Here is a 16894-nt window from a genome sequence, read left to right on the forward strand (position 1 = left end):
GTTGATTGCGGGCGCGGTAAGTTTGCAATACGCGTTTGCGATGCGTTTGCGATGCGTTTGCGATGCGTTTGCGATGCGTTTGCGAAACGCGGCGCGAAAGTCTGTCGCGTCGTGTACTCTGCCTCCATCGTGCTGCGGCAGCCGCATGACTTCATCGCGACCGGCATGGGTTCCTTCTTCGCTTCTAACCGAAGCACGGATGTCGCCGCCGGCTGATTGACTGGTCGGCCTCCATCTGAAAAGAGGCCCGCTCTTCTGAGGGATCGTTCGTTGAACCTCCTGACCTCGCCCCCGGATTCAGTGGCAGTCGAACCGCTTCAGGTCGAGTGGGAGGACGGCGCATACGTGGTTTGCAGAGGGCGTCGCCGGGTGGAGGGCGGCACCTACGAATCGGTGTTGCTGGTGCGTCCCGCGCGGGCGCATCCACCGCCTGAAGTGATGGATCGTCTTTCCCACGAATGCTCCCTCGCGCAGGTGCTGAATTGTCCCGCCGCCTTGCGGCCGATGGAACTGCTGCACGATCGCGGCCAGACCATTCTGATGCTCGAAGGTTGGGACGGCGAACCGCTCGAATCGCTGGCGGTGCCGTTCGATCCCATTGAATTTCTGCGCCTCGCGGTCAACATCGCAACGGCACTGGGCCGGATTCACGCGCGCGGTCTCGTGCATCGCGACATCAATCCAACGCATATTCTGGTGAACCGGACGAGTGGCGCCGTGCGTCTGACCGGTTTCGGCATCGCGTCGCTGCTGCAACGCGAGCGGCAGGCACCGGAGCCGCCGCAGTTCATTGCGGGCACGCTCGCTTACATGGCCCCGGAACAGACCGGTCGGATGAACCGCTCGATCGATCTGCGCAGCGACCTCTATTCGCTTGGCGTGGTGTTCTATCGCATGTTGACGGGGCGCCTGCCGTTCAGCGCAACGGACCCGATGGAACTGGTGCACTGTCATATCGCACGGCAGGCAGCGCCGCCGAAAAGCCTGTTGCCGGCGCTGGCGCCGGCCATTTCCGCCATCGTCATGAAACTGCTGGCGAAAACAGCGGAGGACCGCTATCAGACGGCAGGCGGCGTGGCGCACGATCTGCGGCACTGTCTGGCGGATTGGGACGCGCATGGCCATATCGTCGAGTTCACGCTCGGGCAATACGATATCCCCGACCGTTTGCTGTTGCCCGAGAAGCTCTATGGACGCAAGGTCGAACTCGACATGCTGCGTTCCGCGTTCGAGCGTGTCGTGAAAGGCGGTGCCAGCGAACTCGTCCTCGTGGTCGGCTATTCCGGTGTCGGCAAATCCGCAGTGGTGAACGAACTGCATAAGGTGCTCGTGCCACAGAACGGCATCTTTCTCGTGGGCAAGTTCGATCAGTTCAAACGCGACATTCCTTATGCGACGCTCGCCAAGGCATTTCAGGCGGGCGTGCGTTTGCTGCTCAGCAAAAGTGAACATGAATTGACAGGGTGGCGCGAGGCGCTGCGCGAAGCATTGGGCCCGAACGGTCTGCTGATCGTCGATCTCGTGCCCGAGTTGACGATGGTGATTGGCGAACAGCCGCCCGTTCCGGTGCTCTCGCCGCAAGACGCGCAGCGGCGCTTTCATCTGGTGTTCCGGCGTTTCATCTCTGTGTTCGCGCGTGCCGAGCATCCGCTGGCACTGTTCCTCGACGATCTGCAATGGCTCGACAAAGCCACCCTCGATTTCCTTGAAGACCTGCTGAGTCTCGGCGATCTGCGTCATCTGCTGGTGATTGGCGCGTATCGCGACAACGAAGTCAGCGCCACGCATCCGCTCATGCGCAAGCTGGCAGCGATCCGCGCGTCGGGCACCCCGGTGCAGGAGATTCTGCTCGCACCGCTTGCCAGTGCGCATCTGGAGCAACTGCTGACCGACGCACTGCATTGCCCGCCAACCAAGGCCGTGCCGCTCGCGCGCATGCTGCATCAAAAGACCGGCGGCAATCCGTTTTTTGCCTTGCAGTTCTTTTCTTCACTGGCTGACGAGGGTTTGCTGAGTTTCGATCACGCGGCCGGACGCTGGATGTGGGACCTCAACCGCATCAACGCCAAAGGTTATACGGAGAACGTAGTAGACCTGATGATCAGCAAGCTGATTCGTCTGCCGGTCGCTACGCAAGCCACCTTGCAGAAGTTCGCGAGTATCGGCAACGGCTCGAAGCTCGACGTGCTCGCGACGATCTGCGAAGCGTCGCACGAAGACATTCGCGAAGAGATTTCGTATGCAGTGCGCAGCGGACTCGTGCTCAGCAAGGAGAACACCTACCGCTTTTTGCATGACCGCGTGCAGGAAGCGGCCTACCTGCTGATCGCGGAGGAGGCGCGCGCCGAGATGCACTTGCGCATCGGCCGGCTGCTGTTGTTGCACACGGCGGCCGCACAACTGGAGGAGTCGATTTTCGAAATCGTCAGTCAGTTCAATCGCGCGGCGCATCTGATTGCGCGGCGTGCCGAACGCTTGCAGGTGGCCGCGTTGAACCTGCTCGCGGGACGGCGCGCGAAGGCCTCGACAGCCTATGCGTCGGCGCTGACCTATCTGCTGGCCGGGCGCGCGCTGCTGTCGGAGCGGGACTGGGAGCAGAACTACGAACTGATCTTTTCCATCGAATATCTGCTGGCCGAGTGCGAGCTGCTGAGTGCCAGCATGCAGGCGGCGGAGACGCGCCTGTCCGAACTCGAGCAGCGCGCCAACACGAATCACGACCGCGCGCTCGTCACGCGTTTGCGGATCACGCTGTACACCACGCTGGATCAGAGCGAACGCAGCGTCGAAATCTGTCTGCAGTTTCTGCGGCGAGCCGGCACGGACTGGTCGCCGCATCCCGCGAAACAGACGGTGCAGGAAGAATATGGCCGGACCACGGCGTTGCTCGGCGGGCGTCAGATCGAGGACCTGATCGATCTACCCCTGCTGGCCGATCCCGATGTGCTCGATACCCTGGAAGTGCTGACGGAAATCGTCACGCCCGCCTTCTTTACGGATCAGAACCTGTGCGCGCTGGTGTTGTGCCGCATGGTCAACCTGAGCCTCGAATACGGCAACGGCGACGCATCCTGCTACGCCTACGTCTGGCTCGCCACGTATGCGGGGCCCGTCTTCGATCAATATGAAGCCGGCTATCGCTTCGGCCGGGTGGGCTACGGTCTCGTCGAAAAACACAATCTCACGCGTTTCAAGGCGCGCACGTATACCTCGTTTGGCAACATCGTGGTGCCGTGGGCGAGACATGTGCGCGAGGGCCGTGAGCCGATACAGCGTGCGTTCCAGATTGCCAATGAGACGGGCGATCTCACCTACACGCTCTATACCTGCTGCGATCTGATCCAGAACTTCTTCTCCGTGGGCGATGCACTCGGGACCGTGGAAGTGGAAGTCGAAAAGGCAGTGGCCATTTCAGACCGCATCCGCTTTCGTCTGGTGAGCTATATGCTCGCGACGTATCGTGGGCTGGTGCGCACGCTGACGGGTTGCACGCCGCGCTTTGGCTCGTTCGACGATGCGCAGTTCGACGAAAAAGAGTTCGAGCTGAATCTCTCCAGCTCTGCCAGTCTGGCGCTACCTGCGTTCGACTACTGGACGCGCAAGTTGCAGGCCCGCTACTTCGCGGATCGATACGACGAAGCGCTGGAAGCCAAAGCGAAGGCCGAGCGCCTGCTGTGGGTCGCGACTTCGCAGTTCGAAACCGCGGAGTTTCATTTTTATGGCGCGCTGAGTCACGCTGCGTGCTGGAACAGTGCCGACGCCAAAGGCAAACGCGCGCATCTGGGCGCGCTTGCCGCGCATCATGCGCAGCTGGAAATCTGGGCATTTCATTGCGCGGAAAACTTCGAGAACCGCGCCGCACTGGTTGGCGCGGAAATCGCCCGCATTCAGGGGGACTTCAGCGAGGCGGAGCAACTCTACGATCTCGCCATCCGTTCCGCCCGCACCAACGGTTTCGTCCACAACGAAGGGGTGGCCTGTCAGGTCGCGGCACGCTTCTACGCGGAACGTGGGTTGGCGGAAATCGCCGAGATGTACCTGAGAAACGCGCGCCATGCGTATTCGCGCTGGGGTGCACGGGGCAAGCTCAAGCAACTCGACGAACTGTACCCGCATGTTTCGCACCAGAACGACAAGCAGCCGGTGGTGAGCAGCATCGAAGCACCGGTCGAACACCTCGACATGGCGACGGTGCTCAAGGTGTCGCAGGCCATTTCGAGTGAGATCGTGCTGGAGAATCTGATCCAGACCGTCATGCGTACCGCGGTGGCCCATGCGGGGGCGGGGCGCGGCCTGCTGATCGTGGGGAATGACGCCAGCTTGCATATCGAAGCCGAAGCGGAAACGGTGGGCGATATGGTGAGGGTCAATTTGCGCAGGGAACCGCTGCAATTCGACCGCTTGCCGGTCTCGATGGCGCAGTATGCGTTGCGAACGCACGAGAATGTGATCCTCAACGACGCATCGGTGCAGCACGAGTTTTCTTCAGACCGCTATTTCGTCGATCATCCCACGCATTCAGTGGCGTGCATGCCGCTGGTGCATCAAGGCAAACCCATCGCCTTGCTGTACCTGGAAAATAGCTTGGCCTCGCATGCGTTCACCACGAGCCGCATGGCGGTGCTCAAGCCGCTGGCCTCGCAAGCGGCCATCTCGCTGGAGAATTCGCGACTGTATCGTGATCTCGCCGAGCGGGAAGCGCGGATTCGGCGGCTGGTGGACGCGAATATCGTCGGCGTGTTCATCTGGGACATGCAAGGGCCCATCTACGAGGCCAACGACGCCTTCCTGAGCATGATCGGATACAGCAGGGACGATCTGGCGGCGGGCCGCGTGGATTGCGCACGGCTCACCCCCGAGGAATGGCACGACGAGGACACGCGCGCGATTGCCGAGCTGCGCAAGAACGGCGTGCTCAAACCGCTCGAAAAAGAATATTTCCGCGCGGACGGCAGCCGCGTTTCGGTGATGATCGGCGCGGCGACGTTCGCCAGCACGCCGGAGCAACTGGTGGCCTTCGTCGTCGATCTGACCGAGCGAAAACGCGTGGAAGCGATTGCGCGCGAAAACGAACGGCGCTTCCATGAGATCGAAATCGAACTGACCCACGCCAACCGCATCGCCACGTTAGGCCAGCTCACTGCGTCGATCAGCCACGAAATCATGCAGCCAATTGCTTCGGCCGTGTTCAGCGCGCAGGCCGCATCGCACTGGCTGGATGCGTCACCGCCGAATCTCGAAGAAGTGCGTGCTTCGCTGGCACGGGTCGTGAAAAACGGCAATCGCGCCGACGACGTTATTCGCCGACTGCGGGCGCTCGTCAAGAAACAGCCGGCCCGCCAGGAGCACTTTGGGATCAACGACGCGATCCGCGAAGTCATTGCGCTCACGCGCGGCGAAGCGGCGAAGCGGCACGTATCGGTCTACGCCGAGCTGGAGCGTTCGTTGCCTGCCGTGGAAGGGGACCGCGTGCAGTTGCAGCAGGTCATCATGAACCTGATGCTGAACGCCGTCGAAGCAATGGACAGTACGCCCGACGGTGCGCGTGAGTTGACGATCGCCACGAGCGCGTGCGGTGCCGACTGCGTGCGCGTGGCGGTGAGCGACACGGGGCCAGGCATCGGCGTTCCCGACGTCGAGCGGGTGTTCGAGCCGTTCTACACCACCAAGGCAACCGGCATGGGCATGGGCCTGTCCATCTGCCGCTCCATTATCGAAGCGCATGGCGGCACGCTGCGCGTCCAGCCGAACGAGCCGCGCGGCGCGGCGTTCCAGTTCGAACTGACGGTGGCGGGTTCGGGGCGCTGACTTCTCGCATACACGCCTCATGCACGCCTCGCGCGCGATTTAATACGTCTGGCCTGCAAAAACGTGCGGACGCGCAAATCGTCGCGGAAACAGAATACGCGTGTGTGCCGCCTTGCTCCACAATCACCTCTGACGTCGCAGTTAGACCATTACGGCTAGTTCGGAGTCCAAAGATCATCAAGAAGACGTGAGCGCACCGGTGCTCGCGCGGCGAGACCAGCCGGCAAAAAGCGGCGCGACAGGTGGTGAGAATCCACGAAGGGTCGCCGATGCCTTGCCATTCAATGCGCGTATGTTTGAATCTCAGGAGCAGCTAAATGAGCATCAAGGATAAATTGCCCGCCGGAACCTTGCTTGGATTTGGCACTGCGCCACTTGGCAACATGTTCCGCAACATCCCCGAAGAAGAAGCGCAGGCGACGGTCCACGCGGCCTGGCAGCAGGGCGTGCGTTACTACGACACCGCACCGTTCTACGGCGCGGGTCTCGCGGAAATCCGTCTAGGCGCAGCGCTGGCGCAGCACACGCGTAGCGAGTATGTGATCAGTACCAAGGTGGGCCGCGTGATCCTTGATGAAGTCGAGGACGTCAGCGCCCGCAATCTGGGCGAGAAAAGCGGCGTGTTTGCATTTGGCCGTCCGAACAAGATCGTCAACGACTACTCGGCGGACGCCACGTTACGTTCGATCGACGACAGCCTGAAGCGCATGAAGACCGATCACGTGGAAATTGTCTGGGTGCATGACGTAGCCCAGGATTTCTACGGTGACGAATGGCTGACCGTCTTCGATACCGCGCGCAAAGGCGCGTTTCGTGCGCTCACGCGTCTGCGCAATGAAGGCGTGATCAAGGCTTGGGGGCTTGGCGTGAACCGCGTCGAGCCTTGCGAACTGGCGCTGGATCTCGAAGAAGCACAGCCCGACGGTTTTCTGCTCGCAGGCCGTTATACGCTGCTGGATCACGACCGCGCATTGCAGCGCCTGATGCCTGCCGCCGCGGCGCGCAAGGCGGAAATCGTGGTGGGCGGTCCTTATAGTTCGGGCGTGCTGGCGGGCGGCGCGAATTTCGAATATCAGGCAGCCTCGCCGGAAATTCTCGCCAAGGTAGCGCTGATCAAGGCCATTGCGGCGCGTTACAACGTGAGCATCAAGGCGGCGGCCCTGCAGTTTTCGCTCGCCAATCCCGCGGTCGCCGCGGTGATTCCAGGTGCGAGCCGTCCTGATCGCATCGCGGAAGATCAGGCCGCAGTGAAGGAAGTGATTCCAGCCGACTTCTGGCGCGAAATGCGTGCGCAGGGCATGGTGGGCGCCAACGCGCCGCTGCCCATCGACAGGGAAGGCTAGACTCGACGGGACGCGTCAATGAAGGCCAACTCGGAGGAACTGACCGTCTTTGTGAGCGTGGTCGAATCGGGCTCGATCAAGGCCGCGTCGCAAAGACTCAACATCGCGGCTTCAGGGGTAAGCCGCACCTTGTCCAGGCTGGAGGAGAAGTTTGCGACGACCCTGCTGAACCGCACCACGCGCCGCATGCACCTCACCGAAGAGGGCGTGGTGTTTCTGGAAGACGCCCGCGACATCCTGAAGCGCATGGGCGACTTCGAGGAACGCTTCGCTTCGCGCCTGAACGTGCCCGCGGGGAAGCTGCGCATCAATGCGGCCACGGCGTTCATGCTGCACGTCATCGCGCCGCGCGTGGGCGAATTCAGCCGCCTGTATCCCGACATCGAGCTGCAACTCAACACGAGTGATCTCGATGTGGATCTGCTCGCGGAGAATACCGATATCGCTATTCGCATCGGCACGCTGAGCGATTCGACCTTGCGGGCCCGTCCGCTGGGCGCGAGTCAGTCGCATGTGGTGGCGAGTCCTGCGTACCTCGCGCTGCGTGGATATCCCGAATCCGTCGCGGCGCTGGCCACTCATGCGCTGTTGGGGTTCACCGAGCCGGACTGTCTGAATGTGTGGCCGGTGCGGCACGAGCGCGGCCGCGCGTTGCCGGTCAGGCCGACGCTCAGCGCCTCCAGCGCGGAGACGCTGCGCCAGTTGACGTTGCAGGGCATGGGCATTGCCTGCCTGCCGGGTTACATGATCGCGCACGATCTGGCCGCGAGGCGACTCGTCAAAGTGATTCCGCATCTGCAGACCGAAAATCTGCAGGCCGTGCACGCTGTCTACTATCGCCACGGCAAGCTGTCGCTGCGCACGCGCTGCTTTCTGGATTTCCTGCAGGTCTTGACGAAGGAACTGCTGGTTACACCGGGATGATTTGAATGAGGTGGGCGCCGTTTGCGCGCAACGCGCGAGCGGGCGCGCAGCAATTGCTCGATCGAGCGCCTTGTCAATGCGAACGGCCTGCGGCACGTTCAGGGCCGCCTGCCTATCTTGAAGACGTGCCCACGTCGAAGCGGAAAAGACCATGCTCGAAAAAGCCTACGAAATGCAGTGCGAGCACGTCACTGTCCATTGCACCAAAGAAGCCGAAGCGCGCAAGCGTGGCCTGACGTTATTTGCCCTGGCGCTGGGCAGTTTCTGTATCGGCACCTCGGAATTCGCGAGCATGGGCATCATCCAGCTTTTTTCGGCGAGTCTGGATTTGAGCCTTGCGAAAGCAACCGACGCCATCACTGCCTACGCCTTTGGCGTAGTGATCGGTGCGCCGCTGGTCACGCTGATGGCGGCGAAACTCAATCGACGCCATTTGCTGTTGTGTCTGATGGCGCTGTTCGTCGCGGGCAATCTGCTGTCTGCGGCAGCGATGAATCTCGGCATGCTGGCGGTCGCACGTTTCATTAGCGGCATGCCGCAGGGCGCATATTTTGGCGCGGGTGCGGTGGTGGCGTCGTACATCGTCGGCGAGGGCAGTGCGGGGAAAGCCTTTGCCATCGTCATGTTCGGCCTGACGGTGGCCACCATCGTGGGTGCGCCGCTGGCGACCTTTCTTGGCCAGCATCTCGGCTGGCGCGAAACCTACGTGAGTGTCGCCGTGCTCGCCATGCTGGCGCTGCTCGCGCTGTGGGCCTGGATTCCGCGCACGGAGGCATTGAATGGGGGGCCGCTCGCGCAGGAACTCGGCGCGCTACGCAAACCCCGCGTGTGGACGACCATGCTGGTCGCGGCGATTGGCGTGGCCAGTATCTTCGCTGTTTACACCTTTATCGGGCCGCTGGTAACGGATGTGGCGTCGTTGCACCCGTCACGCATTCCGGTGGCGCTCGCGCTATTCGGCGTCGGTATGACGATCGGCAATCTGATCGGCGGCCGGCTCGCAGATCTGCATGCTGCGGCCGGCCTGATTCTCGGCTATGGCTGCGCGCTCGTGGTGTTGGCTGTGCTGGCCGTTTTCGGTGCGCATGAGTGGGTGCTGATGACGATGCTGTTCGGCGTCGGCCTCACGATGATGACGGCCATCCCCGCCATTCAGGTTCGCCTGACGCGTTTCGCGCCGGAAGCGCCCACCTTGATGGGAGCAATGAACCTCGCGTCGCTGAACGTGGCCAATGCGATCGGCGCGGCTGCGGGCGGCGCGGCGGTCGGGGCAGGATTGGGCCTGTTATCCACGGTGTGGGTGGGTTTTGTGCTGACGCTGGCGGGTCTGATCGTGTTCGTCGTGAGCTTGCAGCGGGCCGGGCAGGTCGTGACGGTCTGAATGTGGCTGCGGTTGTGCTTGCTGCTGGCGACGTGTGAAAGCCCCTCCGCGAATTCCAGTCTCGACGGTCGATGCTAAACCACGCCGGGCAGGCACGACGGTTTGCGGTTCTCTTTGTCACGGTATGCTTTAAAGTTCTTGCTGGCGCGTTCCTGCATGCAATGCGGCGGCGCGTGTGGACCATGTGACATGACCATACGGTCCCACAACGTTAAAGGAGAAAGAACATGAGCATCCTGTTACTCGGAGCAAGCGGCCGCACGGGCCGGCTGATCGCTGAAAAACTGCATGCCGCCGCCATGCCCTACCGTGCGTTGATTCGTAACGCGGCGAAGCGCGACGAATTCGTGCAGCTCGGTGCTACGCCCGTGATTGGCGATTTCACGTCCGATCTCTCGCAGGCGTTCGAAGGCATGCAGACCGTCATTTATGCCGCGGGCTCGGCGGAATCCGAAGGCGCGGAGCAGGAACGCCAGATTGATCGCGATGCGGTCATCGCGTCCGCGGACTACGCGAAACGGCTCGGCGTGCGCCGCCTCATCGTAATCAGCGCCTTGGCCGCGTACGATCCCGAACAGGCTCCCGCAGCGCTGCGGCACTACGCCCAGATGAAGCGCGAATCGGACGACTACGTGGTGGCAAGCGGACTCGACTACCTTGTGTTGCGGCCTGGCGCATTGACCATGGACCCCGGCGTCGGCACCATCCAGATCACGTCGGACGCGGCGTCCCGGCATCAGGCGCTGGCGCGCGAAGACGTTGCCGCAGTCGTATTGCGCGCGCTGCAAGCGGACCTGGCTCGTAAGGTGATCGGTTTCACCGGCGGCAGTGTGCTTATCAACGAAGCGCTCGCCAGCCTGTAGCGCAGTGGTGCGCGTCTCCAGCCGCAATCGGGACGCGCTGCATGCCACGAATTCTTTCAATACCTTCTGTGCGAAACAACAAATTCCCCGCTTTTTGAAAAGAAGCGTCCCCGCCTCGTGCTCCAGAATGAGACCTGCTTCATACAGTGCGTCGCTGCCCCGGCAACAACGCATGCACTGTGCGGAGCGAGCTCGCGGCCCTGACACCGCGACTCTGAAACCGCAACCGTTGGTCTCGCGGAGGACACGCTGTGCAGGATTTCAATGGAAAGGTGGTGGTCATCACAGGCGGCGCAACCGGTATCGGTTTCGCCCTCGCCAAACAATTCGCCCGACACGGGGCCTCTATCCTGATCGCGGCGATCCACCGTGATCGCCTCGAGGAAGCTGCGCAGGCGCTAAAGCCGGAAGCCGCCGCAGTGGATATTTTCGAATGCGATGTCACGCAGCGCGATCAGGTCGAGGCGTTGGCCGAATACGCATGGGCGAAGTTCGGTCGCGTCGACGTGATCGTCAACAATGCCGGCGTTGGGCCGATTCCTTCGACCGTGATCGACGCAAAGCCCGAGGACGTGCAACAGGTGCTTGCGGTCAACCTGTTCGGCGTATGGAACGGCGTCTCCGTGTTCGGCAAGCGCTTTATCGCGCAGGGCACGCCGGCGGCCATCTACAACATTGGCTCGGAAAACGCGTTCTTCAACGCAATTCCCGAAGGCGCGGGATACGTGGTCAGCAAGCACGGCGTGCTGGCCATGACGGTGGCGCTACGCGAAGAGGTGCCGAAGCACATCGAGGTGGCGCTCATCTGTCCGGGCCTCGTGCGTTCCGAACTTGCGAGAGAAACGCAGGACGGCATGCCCACCGACACCTACGCCGAGATCGTCATGAAGCAGTTGCTGGCCGGCCAGTTCTACATCGTGTCGCACGCCTTCAACTTCGTGCGGATCGGCGCGCGCTGGCGCGAGATCGAGGCGGCCTTCGCGAAGTACGCACCGCGCTATCAGGGCGACGTCGAATACGACGTTCGAACCCTTGGTGTCGAACATCACTGGTATCCCCGTTATCCCAACGCTGCTGCGGACATTCCCGTCTGATGCGTAAGGGCACTCATGCGTATGCATGGGACACAGCCATCGCGGCAGACGTTCGTTACGAAGTTCCGATCATCGCGTCGAAAAGACGGTTCCATTCGGGCAGTCCTCGACGCTCCTAAACGACCAAGGCAAGGAGGTAGTCATGAAGATTCTGCTGGTGTTGACTTCACACGACCAACTGGGCAACACGGGTCGCAAGACCGGCTTCTGGCTGGAAGAACTGGCCGCACCGTACTACGTGTTCAAGGATGCGGGCGTGCAACTCACGCTGGCGTCGCCCAAGGGCGGGCGCGCACCACTGGATCCGAAGAGCGATGAACCGGCCAACCAGACCGACACGACGCGGCGCTTCGTAGCGGACAAAGAGGCGGAAGCTGCGCTGTCGAGCACCGTGAAACTCGCGGACGTGACTCACGACGCGTTCGACGGCGTGTTCTATCCCGGCGGACACGGCCCGATGTGGGACCTTGCCGAAGACCCCGTGTCGATCAGTTTGATTGAAAGCACGATTGCGGCCGGCAAACCGGTTTCGCTCGTCTGTCACGCGCCGGGCGTGCTGCGTCATGTGAAGGGGGCGGACGGTGAGCCGCTCGTCAAAGGCAAGCTGGTCACCGGCTTCTCCAACTCCGAGGAAGAAGCGGTGGGCCTGACGAAGGTCGTACCGTTTCTGGTGGAGGATGAACTCAAGGCCAAGGGCGGGAAATATTCGAGCGTCGCCGACTGGCAACCTTATGTGCAGGAAGATGGGTTACTGATCACAGGGCAGAACCCGGCGTCGTCGGGGCCGGGTGCGAAAGCTCTGCTGGCCAAACTCAAGCAACTTGGCAAGTAGGATACCTGAATAATCTGTATCAACACGCACAAGTTGCAGCATTCACGATCTGGAGGTGGTTATGCAGAATCAGGCATCCGAGCTCAAGATGGAGGCAGTGTCACGCAATCCTTCTAACGGTGAGTTGATCAAGACCTATCCGTTCCAGTCGCCGGAGCAGGTCGAAAAAGTGTTGGCGGACAACGCAGTGGCGGCGCGGATCTGGCGCTCCACATCAATGGAAGAGCGCGTGGCCTGCTACCGGCGTCTTGCCGCCACCTTCCGGCGACAATCCGAAAGCCTTGCCTTGCTGGCCACCAGTGAAATGGGCAAGACGCTCAAGGCGTCGTTGGGCGAGGTCGAGAAATGCGCCTCTGCCGTGGAATGGTTCGCCGAACATGGGCCGGCCATTCTGGCGGACGAGCCCGCGCCGGTGGAAGGACCCGATCAGGTCTACGTGTCGTTCCTGCCCATCGGCACCGTGCTCGGGGTCATGCCGTGGAATTTTCCTTTTTGGCAGGCCATGCGCGCCGCGGGTCCCATCATGCTGTCGGGGAACGGCTTCATTCTTAAGCACGCGCCCAATGTGATTGGTTGCGCTTACGCGCTACAGGAAGCCTATGAGGCCAGCGGCTTTCCGAAGAACCTGTTCATCAATATGGTGGCTGACAACGAAACCGTGGCCCGTGCGATCGAAGATCCGCGTGTTGCTGCCGTGACGGTGACGGGCAGCCTGCGCGCCGGGTCGGCGGTGGCGTCGATTGCGGGCCGGGCCGCCAAGCGCAGTTTGCTCGAACTCGGCGGTGCGGATCCGTTCATCGTTCTCGCTGACGCGAATCTGGACAAGGCCGTGGAAGTGGGTATCGAGGCGCGCTTCCAGAATTGCGGACAGGTCTGCCTTGCTGCCAAGCGCTTCATTCTGGAGAAGCCCATCGCGGACGAGTTTATCCAGAAGTACGTCAGCGCTGCCAGCAAGATCAAGGCGGGCGATCCACTGGACGCAGCGACGACCATCGGACCCATCGCGCGGGGTGATCTGCGCGACGGCGTGCATGACCAGGTGGTGCGGTCCATCGCCGGCGGCGCGAAACTGCTGCTGGGGGGCAACAAGATCGACGGTCCAGGCTATTTCTATCAGCCCACTGTGCTGGGCGGCGTCGAGCCGGGCATGGCCGCATTCGACGAAGAGGTGTTTGGACCCGTGGCGGCCATTACGGTGGCGGAGAATCTCGACGACGCGGTTCGGCTGGCCAACACCAGTGAATTTGGACTGAGCGGCAATCTCTGGACCAACGATCTCACGAAGGCGCGGGAAATTGCGCGGCGCCTCGAAACCGGCGGCGTATTTATCAACGGATACACGGCGTCGAATCCGCGCATTCCAGTGGGGGGTGTGAAAAAGAGCGGCTATGGCAGAGAGCTTTCACACTTCGGACTGCGTGAGTTCGTCAACGCGCAGGGCGTGTGGGTGAAGAAGGTCTAGCGCGTACGGCCTGGTGCTATCCGGGCCGTTGGCCAATGAATGCGGCGGCGTGGACAGTGAGCCACGCCGCCGCTGATACGCTGAGGGCCGGGTTTGCGTCGCATTCGTTCGCAAAGATGCCTGCGTCTTGAACGCTTGTAACGCACTAACGAAGCGGGCCAACCCATTAATGCAAGATCAACGACGGCGGGAGTCTGAGAAAAGACATGAGAGGGGATGGTCCGCGAGTCTTGCTGACGGACCACCAAACGCCATTTAGGCCGCCACGGCTGGATTAATGGCCTTCCTCGCGGACGTGCAGATTGTTCTTGACCGATGCCACGCCGCTCACGGACGCGGCGGTGGATTCCGCCAACTGGATCTGCCCATCGTCTACCGCGCTGCCGTCTAGCGTGATCGCGCCGCTACGTGCCAGCACAGTGATATTCGAAGTGTCGAGGTTCTTGGCCTTCGCCAGCGCATGCCGGACGCTGCGTTCCAACTGGTGATTTTGCTGCCGGATAGCTTTCTTGCTGGGCGCAGCAGCGGGCGCGTTCGACGATGCATCGTTGCTTTGCGCATTGGCATACGTGACGGTCGTCAGCGACGTGGCGACCAGTCCAGCGAGAATGAAATATTTGATTGGCGACATTGCAACGCTCCTTGATATGTAGGTGAACGCACACGAAAACGGTGGACGGTCCTTTTGCTCTGGACTCGGCTCTCATTGTCAGGTTTGTTCGGCAGTATTTCTTTTCGGATTGCACGGCGATTGACCGGGGCGCGCATTGCACGCTAAGCGCTGTGAGCGCGTCGAGGGTGCTTAAACGTAGGTATAGGGTAAGGCGACCTTTGTTAATGAAACTGAAACCATTGTTGGTCTCGCCCGTCTGCGTTGGCGTTGATATCTTATAAGCCACGGCGACAGGCGCGATTGACAGACGCAATTGACAGGCGCACCTGCCGCTAAACAGACGGCGCTCGTTACGCCAGGCTTTAAGCGAGATCGTGCACGTTTGCAAAAGCGCGATTCTTTCAGGATTGACCGGACCAGAACGATCATGCAAAGGTAGCGGGTCGTTCGAACGCGAATCTCGCTGCCACGTGAAAGGTAATGCGATGACGAAGATTCAAACGCTTCTCCTGGCAGGCCTAACGGTCGTGGCGGTGCTGACGTCAACGACGCTATCTGCGCAGGTTCCGGCTTCATCGAACGTAGCCGCGAATGCTGCCATGAACAACCCTGCCATGATGAATGCAGGCGGAAAGCGGGCCACGCGCGCCGAAAATCACCGCTTTTCAAAAACGGTGCTACGCGCGATTTACGACAACCGAACCGTGGGCGACGCCGACATCTCGGTCTTTGGTAACGCGGCAACCGGCACGGTGGTGCTGGTGGGCTATGTGTTCGACGAGAAGCAGGAACAGGCGGCGGTCGACGCGGCCCGCCAGGTTGCCGGTGTCACCGACGTGACGAGCAGGCTGATGATGCAACTGCATGGCGACTAGCGCGAGCGCGACGCGTCATTGCGGATCAACGCCGCAGATGGCCAGCGCGCTCTTTTCTCGAGGAGAAAACCAAGTGACTTCACCCGTAAAAACCGTGGCTGTGTTCGAGGCGAAAGAGGGCTTGCAAGGCGAACTGGAAAAGCTGCTGCGCAGCATGATTGCGCCGTCGCGCGCCGAACCCGGCAACCTGCGTTACGACCTGTGGCAGGACATCGACATTCCGCGCCGCTTCGTGCTCGACGAGTTGTACCAGAACGGCAAGGCGGTGGCCGCGCACCGCGCCACGCCGCACTTCCAGCACTATCTCTCGCGCATCAACACGCTCGCTGAGCGAACCGCTACGGTCGTACATGCGGTGGACGTTGCGGGTGTCATCTCCGCGTAAGCACGCGTTGCAACTCTCCGAACCCTGAGCAAGGAACCCCTATCATGCCGACGACGAATGAACCTGCCCTGTTCTCTCCTACGAGGATTGGTGCGATCGAAGTAGCCAACCGTATTGCAATGGCGCCGCTGACGCGATCGCGTGCAGACAAAAACGGTGTACATACGCCCCTCGCGATCGAATATTACCGTCAACGCGCGAGCGCCGGCCTGATCGTCTCCGAAGCCACCAATATCTCTCGCCAGGGGCGCGGCTACGCGTTCACGCCGGGCATCTACACCGACGCGCATGTCGAAGCATGGCAGCCGGTGACCGCTGCGGTGCACGAGGCGGGCGGCAAGATCGTCTGTCAGCTGTGGCACGTGGGCCGCATGTCGCACGTCGATCTGCAGGCAAACGGCGCGGCGCCCGTGGCACCTTCCGCGATTCAGGCAGGAGAACTGATTTTTCTGGAAACGGGCAAGCAGGCACCGCCTTCCATGCCGCGTGCGCTCGAAACCGACGAGATACCGGGCATCCTCGAGGACTACAAGAACGCCGCGCGGTGCGCCAAAGAGGCCGGCTTCGACGGCGTCGAGGTGCACTCCGCGAACTGCTACCTGCTGGATCAGTTCGTGCGCGACAGCACCAACAAGCGCACGGACCAGTACGGCGGCTCGCTCGAAAACCGCACGCGCTTCCCGGTGGAGGTGATCACGGCGGTTTCTGAAATCTGGGGTCCCGAGCGGGTCGGTGTGCGGCTTTCTCCGCTCACGCGCTCGGCGGGCGACACGCCGTTGGACAGCGATTCGCAGGGCACCTACGGGTTTTACGTGCAACGCCTCGGCAAGCTGGGGCTGGCGTATCTGCATTGTATCGAGGGGCAGACGCGTGGCGTGAATGCAGCAGACGCGTTCGACTTCAAGGCGCTGCATGCCGCGTATGGCGGCAAATACATCGCCAACAACAGCTATGACCGGCAGATGGCGATCGACGCGGTGGCATCGGAGCACGCGGAAATGGTTTCGTTTGGCCGGCCCTACATCAGCAATCCGGATCTGGTGGAGCGTCTGCGCCGCGATGCGCCGCTGGCCGTACCGAATCAGGCAACCTTCTATGGCGGCGGCGCGGAAGGCTACACCGACTACAAAACGCTGGACGAGACAGTCGCGAGCTGAAGCTGCGTTGTACCTGGAAACGGGCCACGTCAAGCGTCGATCTGATCGGCGGCGGGCGTGGCCCGCTTTGTCATGCGGCGCCAGAGGACCGGAGACCGCCGCACGTGGTGTCGGTGCGTCAGCCTGCGTCCCACGCAAACATGCATCAGACCGCCAG

The 16894-nt window shown here is 61.6% G+C and carries 12 protein-coding genes; 11 read left to right on the forward strand and 1 reads right to left on the reverse strand.

The window, feature by feature from the left end; all coding sequences use genetic code 11:
• Positions 1 to 270: 270 nt before the first annotated feature.
• The 8 genes from D0B32_RS07780 (at position 271) to D0B32_RS07815 (ending at position 13707) form a co-directional block, all read left to right on the forward strand.
• A complete protein-coding gene (locus D0B32_RS07780; protein ID WP_259294909.1) occupies positions 271 to 5808 on the forward strand; it encodes an ATP-binding sensor histidine kinase in 5538 nt (1845 codons plus the stop codon).
• Between the two features lie 317 nt (positions 5809 to 6125).
• Complete coding sequence (locus D0B32_RS07785) at positions 6126 to 7151, forward strand: aldo/keto reductase (protein WP_117333273.1); 1026 nt, start codon at positions 6126 to 6128, stop codon at positions 7149 to 7151.
• Between the two features lie 18 nt (positions 7152 to 7169).
• Entirely contained in the window at positions 7170 to 8075 is a 906-nt protein-coding gene (locus D0B32_RS07790) for a LysR family transcriptional regulator (protein WP_117333274.1), read from the forward strand.
• Between the two features lie 151 nt (positions 8076 to 8226).
• Positions 8227 to 9456, forward strand: coding sequence for an MFS transporter (locus D0B32_RS07795; protein ID WP_117333275.1), 1230 nt, complete (start codon positions 8227 to 8229; stop codon positions 9454 to 9456).
• 227 nt (positions 9457 to 9683) lie between these two features.
• Positions 9684 to 10319, forward strand: coding sequence for an SDR family oxidoreductase (locus D0B32_RS07800; RefSeq protein WP_117333276.1), 636 nt, complete (start codon positions 9684 to 9686; stop codon positions 10317 to 10319).
• A 251-nt stretch (positions 10320 to 10570) separates the two neighbouring features.
• Complete coding sequence (locus tag D0B32_RS07805) at positions 10571 to 11413, forward strand: SDR family oxidoreductase (RefSeq protein ID WP_117333277.1); 843 nt, start codon at positions 10571 to 10573, stop codon at positions 11411 to 11413.
• A gap of 142 nt (positions 11414 to 11555) precedes the next feature.
• Positions 11556 to 12245, forward strand: coding sequence for a type 1 glutamine amidotransferase domain-containing protein (locus D0B32_RS07810; protein WP_117333278.1), 690 nt, complete (start codon positions 11556 to 11558; stop codon positions 12243 to 12245).
• A 61-nt stretch (positions 12246 to 12306) separates the two neighbouring features.
• Positions 12307 to 13707, forward strand: coding sequence for an NAD-dependent succinate-semialdehyde dehydrogenase (locus D0B32_RS07815; protein ID WP_220444911.1), 1401 nt, complete (start codon positions 12307 to 12309; stop codon positions 13705 to 13707).
• A gap of 274 nt (positions 13708 to 13981) precedes the next feature.
• On the opposite strand, the gene D0B32_RS07820 is transcribed toward D0B32_RS07815, so the two are convergent.
• Entirely contained in the window at positions 13982 to 14338 is a 357-nt protein-coding gene (locus D0B32_RS07820; RefSeq protein WP_117333279.1) for a BON domain-containing protein, read from the reverse strand.
• A 452-nt stretch (positions 14339 to 14790) separates the two neighbouring features.
• Between D0B32_RS07820 and D0B32_RS07825 the strand changes: the two genes are divergently transcribed.
• From D0B32_RS07825 to D0B32_RS07835, 3 genes are all read left to right on the forward strand, one after another.
• On the forward strand, positions 14791 to 15195 hold the full coding sequence (locus D0B32_RS07825; RefSeq protein ID WP_147329502.1) for a BON domain-containing protein: 405 nt from the start codon (positions 14791 to 14793) through the stop codon (positions 15193 to 15195).
• A 73-nt stretch (positions 15196 to 15268) separates the two neighbouring features.
• Positions 15269 to 15580: a putative quinol monooxygenase gene (locus tag D0B32_RS07830; protein WP_117333281.1), complete on the forward strand. Its 312-nt coding sequence runs from the start codon at positions 15269 to 15271 to the stop codon at positions 15578 to 15580.
• Between the two features lie 44 nt (positions 15581 to 15624).
• Positions 15625 to 16737 (forward strand): alkene reductase, encoded by a 1113-nt coding sequence (locus tag D0B32_RS07835; protein WP_117333282.1) that lies wholly within the window; start codon positions 15625 to 15627, stop codon positions 16735 to 16737.
• The last annotated feature ends 157 nt before the right edge of the window (positions 16738 to 16894 follow it).

This window comes from Paraburkholderia sp. DHOC27 (assembly GCF_003429005.1).
Lineage (GTDB): Bacteria > Pseudomonadota > Gammaproteobacteria > Burkholderiales > Burkholderiaceae > Paraburkholderia.

What these genes read in the sequence shown, in the direction of transcription:
- D0B32_RS07820 (WP_117333279.1), bottom strand. Translation starts at nt 14,338, where the DNA reads ATGTCGCCAATCAAATATTTCATTCTCGCTGGACTGGTCGCCACGTCG.
- D0B32_RS07810 (WP_117333278.1), top strand. Translation starts at nt 11,556, where the DNA reads ATGAAGATTCTGCTGGTGTTGACTTCACACGACCAACTGGGCAACACG.
- D0B32_RS07790 (WP_117333274.1), top strand. Translation starts at nt 7,170, where the DNA reads ATGAAGGCCAACTCGGAGGAACTGACCGTCTTTGTGAGCGTGGTCGAA.
- D0B32_RS07795 (WP_117333275.1), top strand. Translation starts at nt 8,227, where the DNA reads ATGCTCGAAAAAGCCTACGAAATGCAGTGCGAGCACGTCACTGTCCAT.
- D0B32_RS07785 (WP_117333273.1), top strand. Translation starts at nt 6,126, where the DNA reads ATGAGCATCAAGGATAAATTGCCCGCCGGAACCTTGCTTGGATTTGGC.
- D0B32_RS07800 (WP_117333276.1), top strand. Translation starts at nt 9,684, where the DNA reads ATGAGCATCCTGTTACTCGGAGCAAGCGGCCGCACGGGCCGGCTGATC.
- D0B32_RS07815 (WP_220444911.1), top strand. Translation starts at nt 12,307, where the DNA reads ATGCAGAATCAGGCATCCGAGCTCAAGATGGAGGCAGTGTCACGCAAT.
- D0B32_RS07835 (WP_117333282.1), top strand. Translation starts at nt 15,625, where the DNA reads ATGCCGACGACGAATGAACCTGCCCTGTTCTCTCCTACGAGGATTGGT.